Here is a 24628-nt window from a genome sequence, read left to right on the forward strand (position 1 = left end):
AATCAAAATTCCCTACAAAAATCAATGGGTCCTGAGCCTAAAAATCTGAAACTTTTCCCCAAGAAGAATTTCTAAAGCGAGAAAGTTTATACTGCTCAACTTCAGTAATTGGTGGCCGACCCAGCAATATGTCGGCTATAAGATGCCCTGCACCCGGCCCAATCCCAAAACCATGTCCAGAAAAACCCGCTGCAATAAAGAGGCCGGGAATACCACTGTCTGGATCAATAATGGGAACGCCATCTGGGGTGCTGTCAATGTACCCAGCCCATTCAGCCTGAACCGTCACATTCTTCAGAGCGGGCAGAAGCGCTCTAGCATGCTGCAAAGTCTTATGAATCGTTCCAGTATCTGGGCGAGGATCAAGGATACGGGTTTTCTCCATAGGCGTCGGTTGATCCAGTTTCCATTTGGCACTTGTATCGAAACCATACCGCCACGCCTGTAAACCGCCGGGAGCAAGCTGACGCCACCGACGTGCAAACATCGGAAGAAACTGTCTGGCACTCTTTAGCATTCCGGGGGTTGGATCTACGCGCCCGTTTCCGGAAATGGCAAGTGTGTAGCCGCCATCTCCACGGCGTGTGACAGATGCATCCTGAGTATGAAGAGCGTCTGGAAGACCTGATGCGCCAGGTTTGACTGAGAGAATTGACGAACGGACGGATGCTTGAGGAACGCTAACACCCACCTGATTCAGAAAGGAACGAGCCCACACGCCCCCTGCCATGACAACCTGTGACGTGCGAATGGTTCCGCGCTCTGTCACAACGCCGCAAATAGTTCCTCCGGACAGTTCGACGCCTCGGGCCGCGCAGTTCTGAATGACATGGCCACCATGTTTGAGGACACCTTTGGCAATCACGGGGGCAGCCAGAGCGGGGTCAGCAATACCATCGGTCGGTGACCATACGCCTCCAAGCCATTTGCGGTGTGTGGCTTTCCCTCGTTGTGCGGCTTCGTCCGCATTCAGCAGTCGGGTGTCAACGCCTTCACCTCGAGCGAATTTGCCCCACCGTGCCCATCCATCCAGTTCAGGCTGATCATTCGTCAGATACAGTAATCCGCAGCGGCGGAACCCAAGAGTTTCACCGATGTCAGCTGTCATTTCTTCCCAGAGAGAGAGGCTCCGGGTGGACAGGGGCAACTCACGTGCGTCGCGATTTTGCTGACGGCACCAACCCCAGTTCCTGCTGGACTGCTCAGCCCCGACGGCCCCTTTTTCAAGAAGAACGACCTTCATTCCCGCCCTAGCCAGCCAGTAGGCTGCTGAAACCCCTACAATTCCGGCGCCTACAACAACAACGTCCGCTTCTGCTGGAACGCTGGGATCGGTCTGAATCAGGTGCAGTGGGGCAGGCATGAAAGTCTCCGTGCTGTGTGCGGAAGAGTGTAGGGGCATTCAGGTAGTTTTTGACACTGCAAACCCTGTAATGAATGGCAGGGTATTTCGAAGTTCAGCCTTGGTTCAGCAGGTCTCGAAGCGTATGGTCATTCCACGAAAACGTAGATCTTTTTTACGGTCTCGATCGTTTCCCAGGTTCCGATGAAACCGGGCTTCATAATGAAGCTGTCTCCGGCTTTGAAGAGATAGGACTCTCCTTGGTTTTCTGTAATTCTGACAAGGCCTTCAAGGATATGGCAGAATTCGAAAGCCTCACCCTTGATGGATTTGGTCGTGCCGGGAGTGGCTTCCCATATACCGGTGCGAACATTTCCGTTGCGTGACGTATCCAACGCCCATGTCTTGAAAGCTGGATTGCCTGAAATAAGACGTTCCGGGGTCGAAGCAGATTCGCGTGGTGTAAAGTCCGGGTTTGTCTTGACAGGGAGAAGCAGGTTCATGGAGGGTCTCATAGAATGGGAATTTGCAGACCTAATGTGCAGTGTTTCACGCCGGTTCTGATCCTGATTTTCAGGCCTGTATAGCAGGGCGTGCTGCATCCTCATTTCAATATGAAATTTCCTGCGCCGAATGAAGGAAACCTGATAACGACTGTTGGCCTGAAGGCGGCATCATAACGATCATGCCAGACAGTAATGGCCTCACAAGGAATCGTGTATGACCTTCCGTCCCAAGTTCATTACCTTTGACTGCTACGGCACACTGACATTCTTCGATATGGCTGGTGCAGCCCGCAGGATTTACGGTGAAACACTGAGCGAACCGGCAATGCAGCTCTTCATCAAGAATTTTGCCGCTTACCGGCTTGATGAGGTGCTGGGCGCATGGAAACCTTATGCGGAGATTGTGCATAATGCTCTGGAGCGCACCTGCAAGAAGAATGGCGTGACGTTTCGTGAAGAAGACGCATTGCAGATTTACAATGAGGTTCCAACCTGGGGGCCTCATCCTGATGTGCCTGCGGGACTTGCCAAGGTTGCCAAGGAAATTCCCCTGGTCATTCTTTCCAACGCCATGAACAGCCAGATCATGTCGAATGTCGAAAAGCTGGGCGCGCCGTTTCACAAGGTCATTACGGCCGAGGAAACAGGAACCTACAAGCCCCAGATGAACGGGTTTGAATACATGCTGGATGTTCTGGGCTGCGGACCGGAAGACATCACGCATGTGTCGTCGTCTTTCCGCTATGATCTCATGACCGCTTATGATCTGGGGATCCGATCAAAAGTCTGGGTCAACCGCGGCCATGAACCGGCTAACCCTTTTTACGAATATGAAGAAATCAAGGATATCAGCGGACTTCCCGGTGTCTTCGGCCTTTAAAGACACTCAGCCAGCAGGAGCATCGCTCTCCTGCTGGCATTCTTGAAGAAATTAGAGATATTTGTCTTTGGTACGATAATAAGCCCCGACGATTGGCATGAAATGCGTAGCAATTCCGTAGGCGGGGATGGGCTGCCATGGACGGTTCCACACAGGAATATCAACCTGTTCCCCGGCAAGCTTTCGACCTAGCAGATGGCCAAGATGAACGGACATCTGAACACCATGTCCGCTCAGGCCCATCGCGTAGGTGACGCCATTCCACTCTCCGGCATGCGGAAGGCGGTCCACGCTCATGTCGACGTTGCCGCCCCAGCAATAGTCGATTTCCGTGCCTTCAAGCTCAGGATAGATTTCCGTCAGTGCGGCATGCAGGATCTGCCCTGACTGAATGTCAGATTTTTCGCCGGACTGCGAAAAGTTGGCGCGTCCGCCGAAGACCAATCGTCGGTCTGCGGTGGTTCGGAAATAGTTATGGATATTGCGTGTCGTGACGACATTGCGGCGCCCAGGCAGAATGCGGGAAAACAGGTCTTCAGGCATGGGTGCCGTGGCGACAATGAAACTGCCGACCGGCATAATGCGGCGTCGAAACCAGCTTGGTGCTTTCCGGCTTGTTCCAGTTGCCAGCAAAACATTCTGCGCCTGAATAACGCCTGCTGAAGAGGAAACTTCAAACATGCTGCCCGCACGGCGAAGGGCAGTCATAGGTGTGTTTTCGAAGATTTTGGCACCTGCCGACATGGCTTTGGCTGCAAGAGCGCTTCCGAATTTTCCAACGTGCATCTGCGCACTCTTACGATACAGAATGCCGCCCTCGAAGGTTGTCGACCCACCGATTTCTGCTGCAACCTCCTCGCGGTCAAGGAGATCGGTTTCGGGGTCAACATGCTGCTTTACAGCTTCCTGATCCGCACGCAGACCTGCCAGATGCTTTTCAGTCCAGGCAACTTTCAGCTTTCCGCACCGACGGAAATCACAGTTAATATCTTCGGTCGTAACAATCTGTTCGACCGTATCAACAGCGTCATCAAAGAAGCGGTACAATGCAATGGCCTGCTCCAGACCATATTTTCCTGCCATGGCCTGAAAATTGCCAGCCGTCCCGTTGTTGACGTGTCCGCCATTTCGGCCGGAGGCGTGGCATGCAATCTGGTCTGCTTCCAGGACGACAACAGTCTTGCCGGCCTTGGCTAGCGTTCGGGCCGCTGAAAGGCCGGTAAAGCCGCCGCCTACGATCACGACATCTGCACGTGTAGGAAACTCAGAAAGATCGGTGCCAGAGACAGGTACAATGCTGTCCAGCCAATAGGGAACAAGTTTCACGAGATGATCTCCGTCAGGAGGCACAGATGGAAGAAGAGGAGGGTTCGGCCAAAGAGGGTGGCTCTCCCAGAGAGGCATTCTTTGTTTCTGGAGCCCAGATCCAGCTGATCATGAGGCCTGCCAGCATGAAACCAGCCGCTGTGAGCATCATGGGTTGCATTCCAAACCGAGCATATCCAAGCGGCAGCAGAAATGTTCCAAGTGCCGCCCCCAGCCTGCTGAACGAGCACGCCATGCCGACTGCACTCGCCCGTATGGCAGTTGGAAACAACTCATTGGGATAGACAAACTGCAGTCCGCTTCCGGCTGCTTCGGATATCGAATAAAGAATGAAGCCGGAAAAGATCATCCAGTTGGCAGGATGAGGCGATATTCCCAGGAGTAAAAGCCCTGCCATGCTGATGGCGAAGGTACCAATCAGTAACAGGCGTCGCCCGACCAGGTTGATCAGTCCCAGCGTTACGGGAAGGATACCCAGAATGGTCAGTCCCGTAATACAGAATGATCCCAACAAAGCATTCTGGACATGATACTGGTGCAGGAGCTGGGCTTGCAGCGTATGAATGGCAAACCCCGGAGCACTCTGCAGGATCCAGAATGCGCTAACGAACATGAGCGTACCCCGATAAGGGGATCGAATGATCTGGAGCAGGGAGAGCTGTCCCTGACTTTCTGCGCGTGGGAGAATGTCCGTTTTCAGGTGTGCCCGTATAACGTTTCTCGCGTCTTCGGTCCGTCCTTGCTGAACCAGCCAGCGGGGAGATTCAGGTAGCCCCATCCGGAGGCAGAAGAGCACAAGTGATGGAACAGCGCTGGAGACCAGCATGATCCGCCATGACATGTCCGGAAAGAAGGAAAGCCCGTAGCCCACGGCATAGCTTGCCGTATATCCCATCCACCAGGCAAGGATCAGTCCGGAAAGGACAGGGCCCCGGAGTTTGCGAGGCATGAATTCCGTGACGTAGGACGTTGCGATGGGATAATCCGCCCCGACTGCTACACCGAGAAGGAAGCGGAGGCTTACGAGCAGTAACAGGCTGGAACCTACACCCTGTAGCAGGGAAAAGACCACGAAAGCGGCAATGTTTAGTGTGAAGAGAGGTCGCCGTCCAAGTCGGTCCGAGACTGCTCCGCCCAGCATGCCGCCTGCCAGAACGCCAAGGAGTGCGGCCGCGCCGACAAGGCCTGTCTCTACGCCGGTGAGGTGAAGTTCCCGCACGATGGAGGGAAGTGCAATCCCAATGATTCCGAGGATATAGCCGTCACAGAACGGGCCCCCGGCAGAAATCAAAGCGAGTTTTGAATGAAATCCGGCGGGCGGCAGATCATCCAATGTCATAGGCATGGAGGAGGAAGCGTCAGATGTCATAGTGGGCAACCTTCTGCTTCCTTTCATGGTTCATTCAGACCTTCAGAGCGCTGGCCACGGCTGGGTCTTCCAGGACGCGGTCCAGGACCGAGACAATGCCGTCACAGAGCTGATCCATCTCGGCGATTGTGCTGCACAGGGGCGGTGCAAGCCCGATGACATCATCGCCAAAGGCCCGGAAGAGAATACCCTGTTCGTAGCCATACCGGCTTAGCTTTCCGGAAATTCCAAGCTGCGCGTCAGGTTTGGTTTTGGCTGCCTTGTCGGTCACAAGCTCAATGCCGGCGAGCATTCCAAGAGACCGGGTTGTTCCCACCAATGGATGATTGCCGAGGCCGCGCAGGCGTGTGGCAAGATGCTCGCCGACGCGGGTTCCGTTCTCAAGAAGGCCACCTTCATACAGGTCGAGAACGGCGAGGCCGATGGCCGCACTGACCGGATGGGCGCTATAGGTCTGACCATGTCCGACAGAGACGCCTGGGGGGGTCTTGTCACGGATCGTCTCGTAGATCGTATCGGACATGAAAACACCACCCATGGGGGCGTAGCCAGCCGTCAGACCCTTTGCGACGGTCATCATGTCTGGTTCGATATTTTCATGAGCGCAGGCAAAGAGGGGGCCAGTCCGCCCGAAGCCTGTGATGACTTCATCGACAACGAACAGGATATCCAGTTCACGACATGCGGCCTGCATGGCTGTTGCCCAGCCCTTTGGCGGTACAATCACCCCCCCGGATCCCTGAACCAGTTCGCAGTAGAAGGCCGCGACATGCTGTGGACCACCAATTTTGGTGACTTCATCATGGAATGCCTGGACTGAGGCCCGGATAATGGCTTCAGCGTCGGGTCCTGCAGGATGACGATAGGGATCGGGGCTGGGAATATGATGCTGCCACGGAAGCGGGACATCGGCATCACGATGAAAGACCGGAAGCGCGGTCAGGCCGGCGCCGACAAAAGAAGAGCCATGGTAGCCCTTCTGTAAGCCGATGACATGACGCTTTTCGGGCGTGCCACGTGCGTACTGGTAATAACGGATGAAACGGAGCGTGCTGTCCACCGCATCGGAACCACCGAGTGCGAAATAAATGTGATTGAGATGCCCTGGAGCATGCCGTGTCAGCCGTGCAGCCAGTTCGATGGCGGGCTCGTTTGAAAAACCGAAATAACCGGTGGCATAGGGCAGTTTCTCAAGTTGACGTCGGCCGGCCTCGATCACGCTTTCGCAGCCATAACCGGTGTTGACGCACCAAAGTCCGGAAAAACCGTCCAGAAGACGGTTTCCTTTGCTGTCAGTCAGCCAGACGCCCTTGCCGGATTCGAGAATGGTTGCCCCACTGGTTTCGTGGCCCTGCCATGACGAAACGGGATGGATGAGATGTTCGCGATCAAGCGAAACGAGACGTGGCGTATCCATAATGATTCCTGTCCTGATCCTGACCACGATCATTGCGCAAAGACCGTGATATGTAATGCAAGAAAAGCCAATATCCGGAGCATAAAATGCTGTTGGTGCGGTCGGAATAGCAGGGGTATTCAAATGTGCTGAGGGAGTATTTTGCCGTTTGCTCCACATGTACGGCTGCGCACATTGTATCCCTCCCGCAATGATCTTTCGCAGGCATGAATGATGACAGGCATTACCTTTGATCCGACCCAGGTGGCGCTGCCAAACGCGCATTTTGTGGGTGGAAAGCTTCTGAAAGGTGAGGGAGCTACTCCTGTTCATACGCCCTCGGATGGTCGGTTGCTCTGTCATCTGCCGGAAGCTGGAGCTGATCTGGTGGATCATGCGGTCTGTCTTGCACAGGATGTCCAGATCCGTTCCGGTTGGGCAACCTGTGCTCCGCGGGAGCGTGGGCGTGTTCTGAGGCGATGGGCTGATCTTGTAGAACAGAATGCTGTGGAACTGGCGCGTCTGGAGACAGTCTGTTCGACGCGCCCGATTGCAGAGACAACGGCCTGGGATGTTCCTTTTACGGCAGAAGGCATCCGTTTCTTCTCTGAATATGCAGACAAGCTGGGTGGGGAAGTCGCTGCGACCCAGAGTGACCTGCTGGGTATGGTTCTGGCTGAGCCTTATGGCGTTATCGGTGCTATTGCGCCCTGGAATTTTCCTTTGGTCATGGGGAGCTGGAAAGTTATTCCGGCACTGGCGGCAGGAAATGGCGTCGTGCTCAAACCATCAGAAATGACGCCGTTTTCAATCATTCGACTGGCGGAACTGGCAGTCGAGGCCGGAGTTCCGGCAGGTCTGTTCAACGTTGTACAGGGAACAGGTCCGATTACGGGGGACGCTCTGGCCCGACATCCAGTCTGCGGAAAGCTGACATTCACGGGCTCCACGCGAACAGGCATCGAAATCATGAAGGCTGCTGCCGAGAGCGGGCCCAAGCCTGTCACACTCGAGTTGGGCGGGAAGAGCCCTCAGATCGTTTTCGACGATATCCGCGACGCAGATGCGGTTGCTGATCGTATCCTGCGAGCCTTTACGGGAAATGCGGGACAGGTGTGTGTTTCGGGTTCGCGCCTTATCGTTCAGAAGGGGGTTCATGACGTTCTTCTGGAAAAGATCATCGAGCGGGCCCAGGGCTTTGTATCTGGTTCACTTGAAAAGGCCGAAACGCGCTATTCTCCCATCATTTCGGAGCGACAGGCTGCATCCATTGAGGCTGCCGTTCATGAGAGTATGCAGGCAGGAGCTTCCGCACTCCTTCCCTTGAACCGGTTGAGCAGTCCTGGGGGAGTATTTCTCTCTCCATGTATTCTTTCCGATGTTACGCCGCAGACACGGGCGGTTAAGGACGAACTCTTTGGCCCTGTGTTGACAGTTCAGACATTTGACGACGAGGCCGAGGCGTTCGCTCTGGCGTCTCATGCCACTTACGGTCTCGCGGCAGGCGTGCATACAGCCGATCTGGGACGTGCCATGCGTGCTGTGCGCAACCTCAAAGCAGGGACTGTCTGGGTCAATCGTTATGGCCGTTCATCGGACTTCGTGATTCCCACGGGCGGTTATGGTGGGTCAGGCATTGGCAAGGATCTTGGGCGTCAGGCTGTCGAGGCTAACCTGCGCTACAAAAGTGTCCTCATGGCGTTTGAGGGCTAAGCCATGGATCTTGCTGATCTCGTCGCCCTGCGAAAAGATCTTCATGCTCATCCAGAGCTGAGGTTCGAAGAGCTTCGAACGTCTGATATCGTAGCGGAAGTTCTTACATCCCTAGGGTATCGCCCCTCAAGGGGGCTGGCGAAAACCGGAGTTGTGGCGTCTCTTCAGGGAAAGAAGCCCGGGCCCTCCATCATTTTGCGTGCGGATATGGATGCCCTGCCAATCGAGGAGCGGGGTGATCATGCGCATATCTCCCGTCATCCGGGGCGGATGCATGCCTGTGGACATGACGGGCATACGACTATGCTTCTGGGAGCCGCTGCGGCCTTGGCTCTTGACCCGCCGGAATGCGGGACAGTCCACTTTGTTTTCCAGCCGGGAGAGGAGGGCGGTGCTGGCGCCAAAGTCATGCTGGAAGAGGGGTTGCTGGAGCAGTTTCCCGCTGGGCGTGTCTTTGGAATGCATAACTGGCCCGGCCTTCCAATTGGCTCCATGGCGACCCGCAAAGGGGCAATCATGGCTGGAGGCTGGCGGTTTCTGGTGGAAATAAAAGGGCAGGGATCACATGCTGCTCAGCCTCATCTGGGGCGAGACGCTTTAACTATCGGAGCCGCATTCGTTCAGGAAGCACAACTGCTGGTTTCGCGTCGCTCTAACCCGCTGACGACGGCCGTTCTTTCCATCTGTACTTTTCATGCAGGCACAACAGACAACATTTTGCCTGAGACCGCCACGCTTCGCGGCACAATCCGCTCTCTCGATGTGCAGGAACTCGAAGCGCTGAAAAAGGGGATGACCCGTCTGGCTGCAGGGCTTGCGCTCGCGCATGACGTAGCCATCACAGTACAGTTTCATCAGCCTTATCCCGTGACAGTGAATACGGCGGATGAAACAGAATTAGCTCTGGCTGCCATGAAGCAGGTTATTGGCACGCAGGGAACGGTTGTTTCTGACATGACACCCAGCATGGCCTCTGAGGATTTCGGCTTCATGCTGGAAAAAAGGCCCGGTGCGCTTGTCATGCTGGGAAACGGGGCCTCCGCGCCTTTGCATGCGCCCGATTACGACTTTGATGACACGATCATTCCGCAGGGCATCGCGTATTGGGTGGCACTCGCCCACACATGCCTGCGCATCAATCAGGACATTTGACCATGACGATTTACAAGATTGCTGTTCTTCCGGGAGACGGAATTGGCAAGGAAGTCATGCCGGAAGCCATCAAGGTGCTCGACAGTGTCGGGCGTCTGTGTGGGATCGGGTTTGATTATACCCACTTTGACTGGAGTTGCGAAACCTGGCTGAAAACCGGTCAGATGATGCCTGAGGATGGCATGAGTCAACTGGCTCAGAACGATGCCATCTTACTGGGGGCCGTGGGCTATCCGGGGGTTCCGGATCACCTGTCCCTGTGGGGGCTTCTGCTCAAAATTCGCAGGGAGTTCGATCAGTATGTAAACCTGCGTCCTGTGCGGCTTTTGCCGGGCATTCCGTGCCCTCTGGCTAACAAGAAACCCGGCGATGTGGACTTCTGGATCGTTCGGGAAAACGTTGAAGGAGAATATTCCCAGGTTGGAGGCCGCTTTGCAGAGGGGACAGAGGCGGAGGGCGTCGTCCAGAGCGCGGTCTTTACGAAACTCGGTACAGACCGGATCCTGCGATATGCTTTTGAACTGGCGCGGAAAATGGGTCGCCCTCATGTAACATCCGCTACGAAGTCAAATGGCCTGTATCATTCCATGCCATACTGGGATGAGCGCTTTGCGGCGATCGGTAAGGAATACCCGGATGTCCGTATGGATCAGTACCATATTGATATTCTTGCTGCCCGTTTTGTCATGTCTCCGGAACGGTTTGATGTGGTCGTGGGAAGCAATCTGTTCGGTGACATCCTTTCTGATCTTGGCCCCGGAATGACGGGCACGATTGCTGTTGCTCCCTCTGCCAACATCAATCCAGAGAAGAAATACCCCTCAATGTTTGAGCCCGTTCATGGCTCGGCTCCCGATATTTTTGGCCAGAATATTGCCAATCCGATTGGCCAGATCTGGGCTGCGTCCATGATGCTGGATCATCTGGGAGAGTCTGAGGCCGCTGAGCTCATTTTGAAAGCCATGACAGATGTTCTGTCTCAACACGATGCTCCTCGTACGCCGGATATGGGCGGCCAGGCCAGGACGTCAGATGTCGGGAGCGTCATCGCCAGAGCACTGGCTTCAGGCATTTGATGGGCTCTGAGGATCAACGTGGGGAAACTGTTCCAACAACGGAATCATCTGCCGATCGGTGAAGGGAAACGGGAGAATTAACTGAACCGAATATGCAACGAATTGTCTGACAGCAAGAATGCCAATACGGTTCTCTGAGAATTTGAGGAGAACCTGCCACCGATGGGAACCGACATGTCAGACACAGCGCAAATGTTCGTTCTTCAATGTTGCAGTTTCAAAGCGCTTTCCAGGGTTGCAAAGAAGCCGGGGCGTCTGGCCCTCCTCACGCTCTCAACATGGTTGTCCATGCAGGAAGCCAGCGCAGCAGAGCTTAATCATCACCGGCATGCTCGTCCTGCCAGCAAGGTGGTACAGCATGCCGCACCTCCCCTTAAGGGAAATACGCCTGCTGTTGTGCCAGTGCATCATGACGTTGAATCCCGCGCAACGGAAAGCATGGTAGTCCACAAGGGCATCGCCTCCGCTACAGGCGTAACGAACACGACGCCAGGCGGGGGGCTTATGCCTCCCCAGACGGTGGCAAAGTCCCGCAGTGGCATCACGCGTGACTTCATTGCGAAGCAGAGTCCGACGGCGAATCCTGTGTCTATGGTCGCCAGTCTCCCAGGGGTCGTTTATTCAAGTAATGATCCTCTGGGAACGAATGATGATCAGCAGGGATTAAGTGTCCGTGGCTTGGATCAGACGGAAATCGGGTATCTTTATGAAGGTATTCCTACCGCAGCTCCGGTCTATCTTTTGCCGTATACGTCTTCCACCGCAGATAACGAAAATATTCAAAGTATCACCCTGACACAGGGGTCTCCCGACATTACATCTCCACTCTACAACGCTGTGGGGGGAGAGTTGACAGAAAGCCTGCGTGATCCGTCTCACAAATTCGGTGGCCTTGCCAATTTCTCCTATGGTTCATTCAGCCTGCGCCGGGAATTCATCCGTGTGGATACGGGGGATATTGGTCATACGGGAATTCGCGGATTTCTGTCTTTTTCTGCCAGAACGGCCGATGAATGGCGTGGTGTAGGTCAGACGCGACGTTACCATGTAGACGGAAAATTCGTGAAGGAATGGGGGGAGGGCAATAAGGCGTCCTTCGTTCTGTCCTATAATGACCCGCTTCAGTACTACCTTCGCGCACCTACAAAGACCCAGTGGGGGCAGTACGGTGTCAATTTTAATTATGCAGATAAATACAAAAAAGGCAGTTCTGATTATTACAAGCTTCAGGAAAACCTGCATCGTACGCTCATTCTCGGAGCGCCGGTCAATCTTAACCTTGGTCATGGACTTAGCCTTAATACGACGCCCTATTTCACCTACGCGACCGGTTATGATAATGGCGGCACTACTCTGTCCAGAACTGGAAGCTATTACGGCAATCAACCTGCTGGCATCCTGCAGAACACTGGAACCGACAGCGGGAGTTCTTTCTCTGCTATTTCGATCGATAAGTACAACCTCTATTATAGCGGTCTGAACACAACTCTTTCTTGGGCCAAGGGAAACAATACACTCGCTGTTGGATATTGGTATTCTTACTTTGATCAGTCTGAACCATCCCTTTATGAGGCTCTTGGCCCGGATGGGCAGGTATCCAGTATGTATGGACAGTGGGCCGTCAGAACGCAGAATGGATCACTACTTTCTCAGTATGACATTCATCTCATCCAGCAGACAAACTCCCTGTTCATTAATGATACTTACAAGGCTTTAAATGATCGTCTGACGCTGACGGCAGGCTTCAAAGAAACGATGGTTACCCGTAAGGTGACCCAAAATATTCCAGGTACGAATTATCAGAATGGGCAAAGTGACGCAGCGCCTTTGCCTCAGGTCGCTATCAGCTACAAAATTACCCCGCATGACCAGATTTATATCAACGGAACAACATCTTTTCGTTTGCCCGCTTCAATCATGTCATATGTAGACCGTTACAGCGTCTCCACGGGGGCGCAGACGCGTTCTCATACGGTTAATCCCAAAGCTGAATATGCGATTGGAGAGGAAATCGGGTATCGTCACACCGGTCTTGTCAGCGTAGCATTGGCACTCTTCAACTATAACTTCACAAACCGTCAGATTAATACGACAACGTATGCCAGCGGTACGCCTGTTACAGAGTCCATCAACGGTGGTGGTCAGACGGCTCGCGGCGCACAGATCGAGATGGGACTGCGCCCCTGGCATCATTTCAGCCCCTACGTTTCAGCCCAGTACCTGCATGCCACGACCGACAACAACCTGCAGGTTGGTAATGATTACGTCCGTTCCGCAGGAAAAATTGCTGTAAAAAGCCCGAAGGTCACAGTCGCTGTTGGACTGTCTTATGATGATGGCAGCATTTTTGGCGCCTTCAATATGAACTACATCAGCAAGCAGTATTCAACATTCATGAATGACGAAAGTATTCCATCATTTGAGACATTCAATCTCAACTTTGGATACCGCTTTAATAGCTATATGTATCTCAAGCACCCTCAGATTCAACTTAACCTGATGAATATCGGGAATAATGGTTTCCTTTCTGGTGTGAGTGGCCTCAGCACGAACGCTAAATCTACGAAAGGTGTTTACGGAACCACCATTGCCGGCAGTTCCCCGACCTATTTTGTGGGCGGCGGCTTTGCGGGCGTCCTTTCCTTCACAACCGGTTTCTAACCAGATTTTTCAGGAAAATTCAGATAATGACGCGCAAACCGAAAGTGCTGACCTTTGATGTGGTTGGCACACTGATCGATTTTGAAAACGGGATGAAAAATGCCCTGCTGCAAATTTTGGAAAACAGGGAGGAGGCGCTGGATTTTGAGGCGTTCCTGACGGAATATCGCGCTTTGCGGAACCGTCCAGACAAACTTCTGTTTCCAGAAGATCTGGCGCCTATCTACTTGCTCCTCGCAAAAAAATTCAACCTTCCAACAGGTCATGGAGAAGAGAAGGCATTCGTCGAAAGTGCTACGTCCTGGCCTGCTTTCAGTGACAGTGTGGACGCCCTGAAAAAATTGAAAAAGCATTTCCATCTTGTTGCCATGACGAATGCACGGAGATGGGCGTTTGATGGGATGGACAAAACACTCGAATACCCTTTTTTCAAGGGCTTCACAGTAGACGACAGTGGCTGCGAAAAGCCCGATCCGCAGTATTTTACCTATGTGCTGGAACAGCTTGCGCCGGACGGTTACACCAAGAACGACGTGCTGCATGTGGCCCAGAGTCAGTTTCATGATATCGGGATTGCACGGGAGTTAGGTTACACCGTGTGCTGGATCGAGCGTCGTAAGGCTGTTGGTGGGGGGTTTGGGGGAACGGTTGCTGTGCAGCAACTGACGACCCCAGATTATCATTATCACACCCTTGCGGAACTGGCAGAGGCTGCGGATCGTGGTGAACTCCTTATGGTTGACTGATGAAGCCGTTGAATCTGCTGCATGAAGAAAATCATTCAGCAGATTTCTCTACAAAAATAGGTATTTTGCATAAAATATTCAGCCAAATCGTGCTTTTATCGAAATGAAGGTAGTGTTGCTGGCCCAATCCGCATGACGACAACGGAGATTCGAATGACTTTTTTCGATCAGATGTTCGACTTTGTTGTTCCTTGTGTCTGTATTCTCAAATGCCCCGCTTTCTGAGGAACTGAGATGCAGGTCGCATCTGTCCTTGATCGGCGGTCTGTTCTGAAGGGGGCGGGGCTTCTGGTGGCGGGAATGACCACGCAGCCAGGGATGTCTGCCCCCATTTTTGGCGGGCATCTGAAAGTCGCTGGGGCGGTAGGATCGACTTCAGAAACCCTTGATCCGGCGCGCCAGTCCATGGCCACGGACTATATCCGCGGGCATCTGTTTTATGATGGTCTGATCTCACTGGATGACAGGCTCAATCCTCGCCCTGCACTCGCAGAAGCAGTGGAAAGCGATGATTTTCTGACCTGGCATATTCCTCTGCGGCGCAATGTTCGGTTTCACGATGGAACTGTCCTCACTGCAGATGATGTCGTTTTTTCCCTGCTGAGGCACCAGAAACCTGAGGTAGGCTCACAACAATATGCGCTGGCCCGAACCATGCAGTCCGTGCGGGCCATATCGCCACTTCTGGTGGAAGTTGTTCTCGATGCCCCCAATTCCGATTTCCCGGCCATTCTGGGGATCAGTAACTTTGCTATTTTGAAAGCCGGAACAACAGATTTCAGAACTGCAAATGGCACTGGTCCTTTTCGGTGTGAGGCGTTTACACCCGGCATCCGCACTGTCGCCCTCAGGAACCCGGAATTCTGGGGGCAGAAACCTTATCTGAACAGTGTTGAACTGATCGCTATTCCCGATGAGATGGCGCGGCACAATGCCTTGATGTCGGGAGATGTGGATCTGATTGCGACAGCGAACCCGCGCCTTGTTCCGATGCTGAAAAAAAATGGCTTTGGCGTAGTGGAAAGTCCTGTTGGAACCTACACGGATTTATCCATACGGCTTGATCAGAGATATGGACGTTCGGCAGATTTTGTCGAAGGTATCAAGTTCCTTCTCAATCGGGAGCAGATCCGTCAATCCGTCTTTCTGGGGTTTTCCAGAATTGGAAATGACCAGCCTATTCCCCCTGAAAGTCCGTATTTCAATCATCAATTGCCCCAGCGCCCCTACGATCCGGACAGGGCGCGGTTTCTACTGAAGCGCAGCGGGTTACTGGACGAAACCATTCCTATGGTCTGTTCTCCTGCGGCTCTGGCGTCCGTCGATATTGCTGTCGTCCTGCAATATGCCGCATCCCGGATCGGGCAGAAAATGGCTGTGCAGCGTGTACCCGCAGACGGCTACTGGACGCAGTACTGGATGAAGGCCCCTTTGGGTTTTGGCAACATTAATCCGAGACCGGCTCCCAGTCTGACGTTTGAAGTTGGCTTTGCCAGTGCATCACCCTGGAATGAGTCCCGGTGGCGCAATCCGCATTTCGATGGCCTTCTGCGGGACGCCAAATCCACTCGGGACGATACCAGAAAGCGCCAGCTTTACTGGGACATGCAGGCGCTTGTTTCATCTGGGGCCGGTGTTTGTATTCCGAATTTCACGAACAGTCTGGATGCGTATGCTCCGCATGTCTGTGGACTCCGCCCTAGCCAAGCCGGCCAATTAATGGGCTATGATTTTGCACGTTCGGTCTGGCTCAACGAAACTGGGGGGCGGACAGGTTGAACAGTCAGCTTTCAGTTCTAATCGGTCGACGCTTTCTTGCGGCCTGTACGTCGCTGGCCTTCGTGATCGTCACTGTCTTTGCCATTACGAATATCCTTCCAGGCGATGCAACAGACGCTCTTCTGGGACAGGGAGCAACACCAGAGGCCATAACGGCCATGCGGCATAATCTTGGTCTCGATCAGCCAGTATTTGTTCGCTTCTGGGTCTGGCTTTGGGGTGTTCTGCATGGAGAGTTTGGACATTCCCTGCTGAATGGTCTGTCCGTTGCGGACGTTATCGGGCCACGTCTGCACAACTCGCTCCTTCTCGCGGGAGCTTCAGCTGCGATTTCCGTTCCGGTTTCGCTCTTTTTGGGGATTACATCTGCCATCTGGAAAGATACGGTCTATGACCGTGTTATTTCGATCATGACGCTGGGAATGGTATCCGTCCCCGAATTTGTGATCGCCACGACGGCGGTTTATGTTTTTGCGGTACGTCTGCACCTGCTGCCTGCACTGGCAGATGTGGGAAGCGTTCATTCTCTGAGGCAGTTTCTCGCCGCCTTTTTCATGCCAGTTGCCAGCCTTGCGCTTGTCACTTTGGCGCAGATGGTTCGCATGACACGCGCTGCGATGGTGGATACGCTGTCTGCACCCTATATCGAAATGGCGCTTCTCAAGGGCGTCGGGCCTGCGCGATTAATTCTTGTCCATGCCATTCCCAATGCGATTGGCCCGATCATCAATGCGGTGGCGCTCAGTCTCTCTTCCCTGCTTGGCGGTGTGGTCGTGATTGAAGTTGTGTTCACGTACCCCGGAATTGCCGGGCTGATGGTGGATGCAGTCAGCTCACGGGATGTTCCGACGGTGCAGGCCTGTGCGCTTGTTTTCTGTGTGACCTATCTTTTGCTCACAACTTTTGCAGATATTGTGACGATCCTGTCTCTTCCGAGGGGACGGAAAGCGTGATCGTCATGTTCGGAAAGCTCCGCAGCAAGCATGACCGGGCGGTTCTGCTGATTGCATTCTGGATCCTGCTGGCGCTTCTGGGGCCTCTGTGTTCATCTCACGATCCAGGGGCAATTGGGATGCAACCTGTTTTTTCGGGTCCTTCAATGGCGCATCTCTTGGGGACAGACTATCTCGGGCGCGACACGCTTGCGCGGTTGCTGAACGGTATTCGCCACACGGTTCTTCTGTGCTTTGCGTCCACGCTGTTTTCCTGTTCCGTCGGCACGTTCCTTGGGATTGCAGCGGTCACATCCAGAGTCTGGGTGGAAGCGGTGACGGGGAGGCTGGCGGACGGTTTTCTCTCAATCCCAAGCCTTCTGTTCGCTCTGCTGGTCATTGCCGTGTTCGGAACTTCGACAGGGGCACTGATCATGACAATGGGCATCATTTATACGCCTGGGGCCTACCGCACGAGCCGTGCGCTGGCCCAGAGGATCGCCCGGCTCGATTTTGTGACCGTGGCGCGGGCCAGAGGTGAAAGCACGCCCTACATCATCCTGCAGGAAATTCTGCCCAACATGGCAGGTCCGATGATTGCAGATGTGGGGTTAAGATTCATCTATTCGGTTCTGTTGCTCAGCAATCTCAGCTTTCTTGGGATTGGGGTTCAGCCGCCCGAGGTCGATCTGGGCTCCATGGTCCGGGAGAACATGCTGGGCATGGCCTATGGTTCGCCTGCGATGATCGTACCAGTTATCGTGATTGCAGTGCTGACCGTCGGGATCAATCTTGCGCTGGATTCCAGCAGTGGGAAGCGCTGATTATGGCTGCCACCATTCAGGTTGAAAACCTCGAGATCGTTGGGCGCCGGGGGAAGGGAGAAGAACTCCCGATCGTCCGGAACGTCAGCTTTTCAGTTCAGCGTGGAGAAATGCTGGCTCTGATTGGTGAGTCCGGTTCCGGCAAGACCACAGTGGCACTCTCGCTGCTTGGCCATATCCGGAGTGGATGTCGTATTGCCGGGGGGACGATCCGGGTTGCGGGATATGATGTGACGGCTCTGACCCCGCATGAGCGGCGCTCAATGCGGGGACGAGTTATCAGTTATGTTGCGCAGAACGCGGGGAGTGCGTTCAATCCGGCGTTGTCCATCATGCGACAGGTGGTGGAGCCAGCGCTGGTTCATCGTATTCTTCCACGAAGGGAGCTGGAAGCCCGGGCTGTTTCCCTGTTCCGGGTCTTGGCGCTTCCTGAGCCGGAAACAATCGGGGAAAGATATCCGGGCGAACTTTCGGGCGGCCAACTGCAGCGCCTGATGGCGGCCATGGCTCTGATGACGGACCCTGAAGTCGTCATTTTCGATGAGCCGACAACTGCTCTTGATGTCACGACCCAGATCGAAGTTCTTGCCGTCTTCAAGGAAGTTTTTGCGGAGCGCGGCATAACGGGCGTCTATGTAACCCATGATCTGTCGGTTGTGTCCCAGATTGCTGATCACGCCGTTGTTCTCAAAGATGGAGCCATCCGGGAGACCGGAACAGTCTCGAAGATTCTGTTTCAGCCTGAAGATCCGTACAGTCAGGCCCTTCTTGCCGCTGCGGAACCTCGTTCACGGCAGACGGACCTCGCCAAGCGGCCTGCGCAACCTGCTCTGTTGGATGTACGTAAGCTGGTGGTGGGGTATGGGCAGGCCACGAGCGCCGGATTACCAGAGAAAGTGATTGTCAATCATGTCAGCTTCAGTGTTCCGAAAGGGGGCATGCTGGGCGTGATTGGGGAATCAGGCTGTGGAAAAAGCACATTGGCGCGCGCGATTTCTGGGCTTCAGCCTTGGGCGGCCGGCGAGCTTTTTCTGAATGGAGCATCGCTGGCCGGGAGCGTTAGAGAGCGTACGCCAGAGCAGCGACGTCATTTGCAGCTTGTGGCCCAGAATGCGGACAGCGTGTTGAACCCTTCGAAGCCGATTGGAAAAACCCTTGAACGTGTTGTTCGTTTTTATAGTGGTTTGAAGGGAGAAGCCGCAACGCGGCGTGTGAACGAACTGCTGGATATGGTGCGGCTTTCGCCTGCTCTGGCCTCCCGTCTGCCTTCGGAACTTTCAGGTGGCCAGAAGCAGAGGATCAACTTTGCGCGCGCCTTGGCAGCAGATCCGCAGATCGTACTGTGTGATGAAATTACGGCGGCTCTGGATACGGTTGTTGCGGCGGCTATTCTGGATCTGATGAAGGAATTGCAGCGTGATCTGGGGCTTTCTTTCATTTTCATTACCCATGATCTGCATGCTCTTCAGTCTATCTGTGATCGTGTTGCTGTGCTTTATGCGGGGCAGGCGGTGGAAGTCGGTCCAGCATCAACTTTGGGGAAGGGGGTTCATCATCCCTATACCCGGCTGCTGCATGATTCCGTTCCTCTCATGGAGCCAGGATGGCTTGAGGCAACACAGAGACGGCGTCTGGCAGAAGCTACGCCCGTTACCACATTAAATCCTCTCTCTCCCGATCCGGAACTATGCTGCTTTCTTGCGCGATGTTCCGATCGTGTCGGCGGCCTCTGTGACAGGGTTCCTCCTCCTGTTCTTTCTGTTTCACAAGGCTCCAGCGTCCTTTGTCACCTTCCTGCGTCCATACGTCCGGAGTTCTTATCATGACGTTTTCCCTGAACGATCCAGATCTTTTCCGCCAGACGGCCTTCCTCGGAGGCGACTGGAAAACATCCGTGAGTGGCAAAAGCCTAACGGTGGATAATCCCTCAACGGGAGAGACGATCGGGACTATCCCGGCCTGTACGGCTGAAGAAACCCGGTCCGCCCTTGAAAGCGCTCGGATCGCACAGTTGGAATGGCGCCGAAGTTCAGCTGCTGAGCGTGCCGGCCTGCTGATGGCGTGGTACCAGTTGATGCTGGATCATGCGGACGATCTGGCCCAGATCATGACCCTTGAACAGGGGAAGCCTCTGGCTGAAGCCAAGGGCGAAGTCACTTACGCTGCGTCTTTCCTGAAATGGTTCGCGGCGGAAGCCGAGCATGTTCAGGGGAGCGCTCTGGTACCAACTGCGGACCGCCGTGTTATTGTTCTGAAAGAGCCGGTGGGGGTGACAGCCGCCATCACGCCCTGGAACTTCCCTTTGGCAATGATTACCCGCAAATGCGCTCCGGCTCTTGCCGCTGGGTGCAGCATGGTGATCAAACCGTCAGAACTCACGCCGTATTCTGCTTTGGCTCTGGCTGTTCTGGCAGAGCGTGCGGGGCTTCCAAAAGGCCTACTGTCCATTGTGACAGGTTATGCACAGGACATTGGCCCGGAACTGACAGCAAACCCCGTTGTCCGGAAACTGTCCTTCACGGGCTCCACGAAAGTGGGTGCACTTCTGATGCGTCAGTCAGCGGATACGATTAAAAAGCTGAGTCTCGAACTGGGCGGCAATGCTCCACTGATCGTTTTTGATGACGCTAATCTTTCTGTCGCGGTGTCAGGAACGATGGTCAGCAAGTTTCGCAATGCTGGCCAGACCTGTGTCTGCGCAAACCGTGTGTATGTTCAGTCCGGTATCCATGATGCGTTCCTGGAGAAACTTGCTGAAGAAGTAGCGACACTGAGAACGGGCGACGGCTTTGACCCGCAGACGCAGATTGGGCCGCTGATCAACGAAGCTGCTGTTGCAAAAGTGAGGGAGCATGTGGAAGACGCCCTGGCCAAAGGCGCGCGCATTGTTGGCAAGCCACTGGAAGTCAACGGCCGCTTTGCATCGCCCGTACTCTTGGCAGATGTAACGTCCGACATGCGGATCGCGCAGGAAGAGACGTTTGGCCCGATCCTTCCAGTGTTCCGCTTTGAAAACGAGCAGGATGCCGTGCAACAGGCCAACGCCACTCCGTATGGTCTGGCGAGCTATTTCTTCACCAATGACATTGCCAGAGGCTGGCGGGTTGGAGAGGCTCTGGATTTCGGTATGGTGGGACTGAACACTGGATCCATCTCCTTGGTGTCGGCGCCTTTCGGGGGCGTGAAGCAGTCCGGTCTTGGCCGGGAAGGTGGCGCACTCGGTCTTGAAGAATTTCTCGAGACGAAGAGCTTCCATATCGGACTACCGACTGAGTGATGACCCTGGTTGAAGAAAGAATGGCCTGACTTATGGCAATCGCGCCCAAGCTCGATCGTATTGATCTTAAAATTCTGGCTCAGTTGCAGAAGAACGGCCGACTGACCAATGTGGAACTGGCAAATCGTGTCGGCCTGTCTGCCAGTCCATGTCTGATCCGCGTCAAGCGGCTGGAGGCAGCGGGCTATATCGTGGGGTATGGGGCACAGATTGCCCTGCAAAAAATCTCGAGCGTCATGACCGTCTTTACGGAAGTAACACTATCCGATCACAGGCGGGATGATTTTTTCCGCTTTGAGACGGCAATGCAAAAAGTGGAATCCCTTGTAGAGGCGCATCTCATCAGCGGGGGCTACGACTATCTTCTGAAATTCATGGTCAGGAATATTGATCATTATCAGGAAACAATAGAATCTCTTCTCGATCAGAATATTGGTATTGAGAAGTATTTCAGCTATATTGTTATAAAATCTCCCATCTTGAAGCCTGCATTTCTGATTGAAAATCTTACCAGGAACACGGAGCGTTCGTTATGACCTCGGAAAATGCGAAGCTGCGTGAACAGACGGCTATTAACCTGCGGAGTATGACCGAAGAAGATCTGGCAGCCGCCGCCGGTCTTTCAAAAGTGCTGGGCTGGCCCCATCGCCTTGAGGACTGGGAGTTCATGCTGCGTCTTGGTCATGGTCTGGTAGCGACGCTGGAAAGTGGGGAAATTATTGGCACCATCATGTGGTGGTCTTTTGGGGAACGTTACGCGACGGTGGGATTGATCATCGTTAATAGTGCCTGGCAAGGTCACGGAATTGGCACCAGCCTGCTGACGACGGTTCGCAGGCTTCTTCCCGGTCGCTCAATTTCCCTGAACGCTACCCCGGCCGGACAGCCGCTTTATGAAAAACTGGGCTTTGTTCCGACGGGAATTGTGGAGCAGCATCAGGGAAATGGTGTCTCTTCTCCCATCATTGCTCTCGACGCCGGACAACGGATGCGTCCTGTTGTTCAATACGACCTTGAGGACCTCATAACGTTCGATAATGCCGCCACCGGCATGGACCGGGCTGCTCTTGTTGAAGAGTTGGTACAGAACGCCAAAGGCGTGGTGATTGATACGGAAGATGGGATCCGAGGGTACTCGTTTTGTCGTCGGTTCGGCTGGGGATGGTTGATTGGGCCAGTCGCTGCGACCACCGCAGAGCAGGCGAAAGCCCTTATTTCGCACTGGATAGGCACTCATGGCGGGGAGTTTATCCGGATCGATACGCCGACGTCAGCAGGTCTGTCGGCCTGGCTGGATGAAATGGGACTGATCCGGGTGGATGTGGTCAACACAATGGCCACCGAACCCGTCGTGATTTCTGACAATGCCCCGCAATATTTTGCCCTGACCAGTCAGGCGCTCGGTTAAGGATTGCTGCCATGTCGTTTGTTCTAAAGTCCACCGAAGAGCGTGCGCGCCTTTGGAAGCCCATGTTCGCCCGTGAACTGCCCGAGATGCCTTTTCATGTCTGGCCGGAGACGGGAGATCCGCAGAAAGTCCGCTATCTGGCCGCGTGGCAGCCGCCAGAAAATCTGGCAGAGGTTTTCCCCAATCTGGAAGTTCTATTTTCTGTTGGTGCTGGCGTGGATCAACTGAACCTTGCCTCGATACCTGAGAGTGTCCGGGTCGTCCGGATGATGGAGCCAGGGCTGGCTGAAGGGATGATAGAATACGTTCTCTGGGCCGTTCTTTCCTATCACCGGAATATGTTTCACTACGCCCGCCAGAAAAGGGAGCACGTATGGCGGGGGGAGCCAAACGTGTCTTCAGGCCTGTTTCGGGTTGGGGTCATGGGCATGGGGGCGCTTGGAACGCCTGTTCTGGAGAAGTTGTCGCAGTTTGGATATGTCTGTAACGGCTGGAGCCGAAGCCGGCATGATATTCAAGGTATCAGAAGCTATGCAGGATCGGACGAACTGGATGCTTTTCTGGCTTCCACAGATGTTCTTGTGTGCCTGATGCCTTTGACGGACGCCACAAAAGGGATCCTGAATCGGGAACTGTTTACAAAGCTTCCTAAAGGAGCGTGTCTTATCAATTGTGGCAGGGGAGGGCATCTCGTACAGGATGATCTGCTCTGGGCGCTGGATACTGGCCAGCTGAGTCAGGCTGTTCTTGATGTAACGAACCCTGAACCTCTCCCTGCAGATCATCCTTTCTGGAACCACTCTCTGATTGCTCTTACGCCGCATATTGCCAGTTCTTCGCGGGCGTCGACGGGAGGAGAAATGATTTCGAAAAATATTATGAAGTATGAAAATGGAATGGAAATGATCGGAGAAATTGACAGATCGTTCGGTTATTAATTTATTTGTGGATCATCTTGAGAAAAAATTCTGTGTTCGAAGACATTGTGAACCCCGGTTCGGAAGCGAACCGGGGTTTTCGTTTGTCCGTCTGACCAGATTTGCGTGATCAGGTCCAGTCACTGTGGCAGGGTTATTTTCACGACGAGATAGGGAAGCTCTTGCATGTCTTTTCCGTCATGGAAATCTGGCAGGCGTGCCCATTGTCCGATGGTGGAATACAGCCCGTCTTTTCCGTAGGTCAGGCCATCAGGTTCGATCATGCGGGGATCATGCGCTATCACGGAGATCGTCCCATCCGGAGCATGTTTGAGAATGGCATGGCGCTCGTCGTCTGTGATGTAGAGCGCGCCGTCCGGTCCGGTTGCCATACCGTCGCCCATCCCTGTTTCGCCTTCGTCGTGTACGGAGGCTTCGATCCGTTTCTCGGTTGCTGTGCGGTCTGAGAGAACGGAGGTTGGGGCAGAATAAAGACGACGACTGGTCTGGGGCTGCCAGTAAAGTGTCTGTTGATCCGGACTGATACCGACGCCATTTGCGCCGCCCTGAGGCATCTTGGCATGGGACGCATCATAACGTGCAGCGCGACCGTCCATGACCGCGACGAAACCTGTCTCCGGCATAACCGGTTTGGTGTCTGCCAGAATGCGGCGTTGCCTGCCGGATGCGAGATCCACGACAATCAGTGCAGGATGAACACCAGTGGATGTATCGGTAATGAAGGCCGTACCTGCCTTGCCATGCGTCAGATCAATACGAACGTCGTTGACGTGACTGTCTGGCAAAAGTGTCGGGGCGGAGAGCGTCAGAACCTTCAGCACCTTGTTTGAGCCCGGGTCGATCTCGAAGAGTTTCTGGGCCCCGGCAATTGTTCCTTTGCTCGCCAGCATGCCTTCATCCAGCACCCAGAGATGGCCCTTGGCATCGACAGTCATTCCAAGCGGAGAAACGAACTGGTCTTGCGTGGCGGCATCTGGGAACGGTGTCAGATGATCATTCGCATAAGTGGCGAGGCGTGGTCCCGCGTGGTCTTTGACACTCCGGGGGAAACCCAGAACCAGGCGGCCATCTGGAAGGGCGGCAATTCCCGAGGGTTGAGCGTCCTGAAAACGACCGATGATTTTAACATTGCCTGACGAGACATAGCCCTTATCGGTAGTGTCTGCAGCATACGCGCTGGGGATAAGGGCAGAAGCACCAAGAAATGCTGCAAGAATGGCGGGGTACTGAAAGGTCATAAATCAATCTCCTTGCCCCATTGGGGCCGAGTATGAGGCAGACAGCAATTCACCCTTAAATTGCT

Annotated in this window: 20 protein-coding genes; 14 read left to right on the forward strand and 6 right to left on the reverse strand. The window is 54.1% G+C overall.

The window, feature by feature from the left end; translation table 11 throughout:
- Window positions 1–37: 37 nt before the first annotated feature.
- Together B7444_RS00775 and B7444_RS00780 are read right to left on the reverse strand one after the other, a co-directional pair.
- Complete coding sequence (locus tag B7444_RS00775; protein ID WP_007283581.1) at window positions 38–1363, reverse strand: NAD(P)/FAD-dependent oxidoreductase; 1326 nt, start codon at window positions 1361–1363, stop codon at window positions 38–40.
- A gap of 128 nt (window positions 1364–1491) precedes the next feature.
- On the reverse strand, window positions 1492–1845 hold the full coding sequence (locus tag B7444_RS00780) for a cupin domain-containing protein (RefSeq protein ID WP_007283582.1): 354 nt from the start codon (window positions 1843–1845) through the stop codon (window positions 1492–1494).
- A 217-nt stretch (window positions 1846–2062) separates the two neighbouring features.
- Here B7444_RS00780 and B7444_RS00785 point away from each other — a divergent pair, with 217 nt between their 5' ends.
- Window positions 2063–2728, forward strand: coding sequence for a haloacid dehalogenase type II (locus B7444_RS00785; protein WP_007283583.1), 666 nt, complete (start codon window positions 2063–2065; stop codon window positions 2726–2728).
- A 51-nt stretch (window positions 2729–2779) separates the two neighbouring features.
- Here the strand turns inward: B7444_RS00785 and B7444_RS00790 are convergent, their stop codons facing one another.
- From B7444_RS00790 to B7444_RS00800, 3 genes are read right to left on the reverse strand one after another with little or no spacing between them, the layout of a single operon-like run.
- Window positions 2780–4054, reverse strand: coding sequence for an NAD(P)/FAD-dependent oxidoreductase (locus tag B7444_RS00790; RefSeq protein WP_035730248.1), 1275 nt, complete (start codon window positions 4052–4054; stop codon window positions 2780–2782).
- Between the two features lie 13 nt (window positions 4055–4067).
- Complete coding sequence (locus B7444_RS00795; protein ID WP_007283585.1) at window positions 4068–5423, reverse strand: MFS transporter; 1356 nt, start codon at window positions 5421–5423, stop codon at window positions 4068–4070.
- Between the two features lie 34 nt (window positions 5424–5457).
- A complete protein-coding gene (locus B7444_RS00800) occupies window positions 5458–6840 on the reverse strand; it encodes an aminotransferase class III-fold pyridoxal phosphate-dependent enzyme (protein WP_035730214.1) in 1383 nt (460 codons plus the stop codon).
- Window positions 6841–7050: 210 nt separating this feature from the next.
- Here B7444_RS00800 and B7444_RS00805 point away from each other — a divergent pair, with 210 nt between their 5' ends.
- From B7444_RS00805 to B7444_RS00865, 13 genes are all read left to right on the forward strand, one after another.
- Window positions 7051–8532, forward strand: coding sequence for an aldehyde dehydrogenase family protein (locus tag B7444_RS00805; protein ID WP_007283587.1), 1482 nt, complete (start codon window positions 7051–7053; stop codon window positions 8530–8532).
- Between the two features lie 3 nt (window positions 8533–8535).
- Window positions 8536–9684 carry an amidohydrolase gene (locus B7444_RS00810; RefSeq protein ID WP_007283588.1) on the forward strand — a complete coding sequence of 383 codons (1149 nt, stop codon included), beginning with the start codon at window positions 8536–8538 and terminating at the stop codon, window positions 9682–9684.
- A gap of 2 nt (window positions 9685–9686) precedes the next feature.
- Entirely contained in the window at window positions 9687–10760 is a 1074-nt protein-coding gene (locus tag B7444_RS00815) for a tartrate dehydrogenase (protein WP_007283589.1), read from the forward strand.
- 174 nt (window positions 10761–10934) lie between these two features.
- Window positions 10935–13421: a TonB-dependent receptor gene (locus B7444_RS00820; protein WP_231502941.1), complete on the forward strand. Its 2487-nt coding sequence runs from the start codon at window positions 10935–10937 to the stop codon at window positions 13419–13421.
- 26 nt (window positions 13422–13447) lie between these two features.
- Window positions 13448–14167, forward strand: a complete 720-nt coding sequence (locus tag B7444_RS00825; protein WP_007283591.1) for an HAD-IA family hydrolase — start codon at window positions 13448–13450, stop codon at window positions 14165–14167.
- A gap of 234 nt (window positions 14168–14401) precedes the next feature.
- Window positions 14402–15946, forward strand: coding sequence for an ABC transporter substrate-binding protein (locus B7444_RS00830; RefSeq protein WP_007283592.1), 1545 nt, complete (start codon window positions 14402–14404; stop codon window positions 15944–15946).
- A complete protein-coding gene (locus tag B7444_RS00835) occupies window positions 15943–16899 on the forward strand; it encodes an ABC transporter permease (protein ID WP_007283593.1) in 957 nt (318 codons plus the stop codon). The genes B7444_RS00830 and B7444_RS00835 overlap by 4 nt, the downstream gene beginning before the upstream one ends.
- Before the next feature lie 5 nt (window positions 16900–16904).
- On the forward strand, window positions 16905–17702 hold the full coding sequence (locus tag B7444_RS00840; RefSeq protein ID WP_231502942.1) for an ABC transporter permease: 798 nt from the start codon (window positions 16905–16907) through the stop codon (window positions 17700–17702).
- Window positions 17703–17704: 2 nt separating this feature from the next.
- Complete coding sequence (locus tag B7444_RS00845) at window positions 17705–19528, forward strand: ABC transporter ATP-binding protein (RefSeq protein WP_007283595.1); 1824 nt, start codon at window positions 17705–17707, stop codon at window positions 19526–19528.
- Entirely contained in the window at window positions 19525–20979 is a 1455-nt protein-coding gene (locus B7444_RS00850; RefSeq protein WP_007283596.1) for an NAD-dependent succinate-semialdehyde dehydrogenase, read from the forward strand. The genes B7444_RS00845 and B7444_RS00850 overlap by 4 nt, the downstream gene beginning before the upstream one ends.
- A 32-nt stretch (window positions 20980–21011) precedes the next feature.
- Window positions 21012–21515: an Lrp/AsnC family transcriptional regulator gene (locus B7444_RS00855; protein WP_007283597.1), complete on the forward strand. Its 504-nt coding sequence runs from the start codon at window positions 21012–21014 to the stop codon at window positions 21513–21515.
- A complete protein-coding gene (locus tag B7444_RS00860; protein WP_007283598.1) occupies window positions 21512–22387 on the forward strand; it encodes a GNAT family N-acetyltransferase in 876 nt (291 codons plus the stop codon). Before B7444_RS00855 ends, B7444_RS00860 begins: the two co-directional genes overlap by 4 nt.
- An 11-nt stretch (window positions 22388–22398) precedes the next feature.
- On the forward strand, window positions 22399–23325 hold the full coding sequence (locus B7444_RS00865; protein WP_007283599.1) for a 2-hydroxyacid dehydrogenase: 927 nt from the start codon (window positions 22399–22401) through the stop codon (window positions 23323–23325).
- A 119-nt stretch (window positions 23326–23444) separates the two neighbouring features.
- On the opposite strand, the gene B7444_RS00870 is transcribed toward B7444_RS00865, so the two are convergent.
- Complete coding sequence (locus tag B7444_RS00870) at window positions 23445–24563, reverse strand: SMP-30/gluconolactonase/LRE family protein (RefSeq protein WP_007283600.1); 1119 nt, start codon at window positions 24561–24563, stop codon at window positions 23445–23447.
- Window positions 24564–24628: the final 65 nt, after the last annotated feature.

Origin of the sequence: Gluconobacter thailandicus F149-1 = NBRC 100600 (assembly GCF_000964465.1) — a bacterium.
GTDB lineage: Bacteria > Pseudomonadota > Alphaproteobacteria > Acetobacterales > Acetobacteraceae > Gluconobacter > Gluconobacter thailandicus.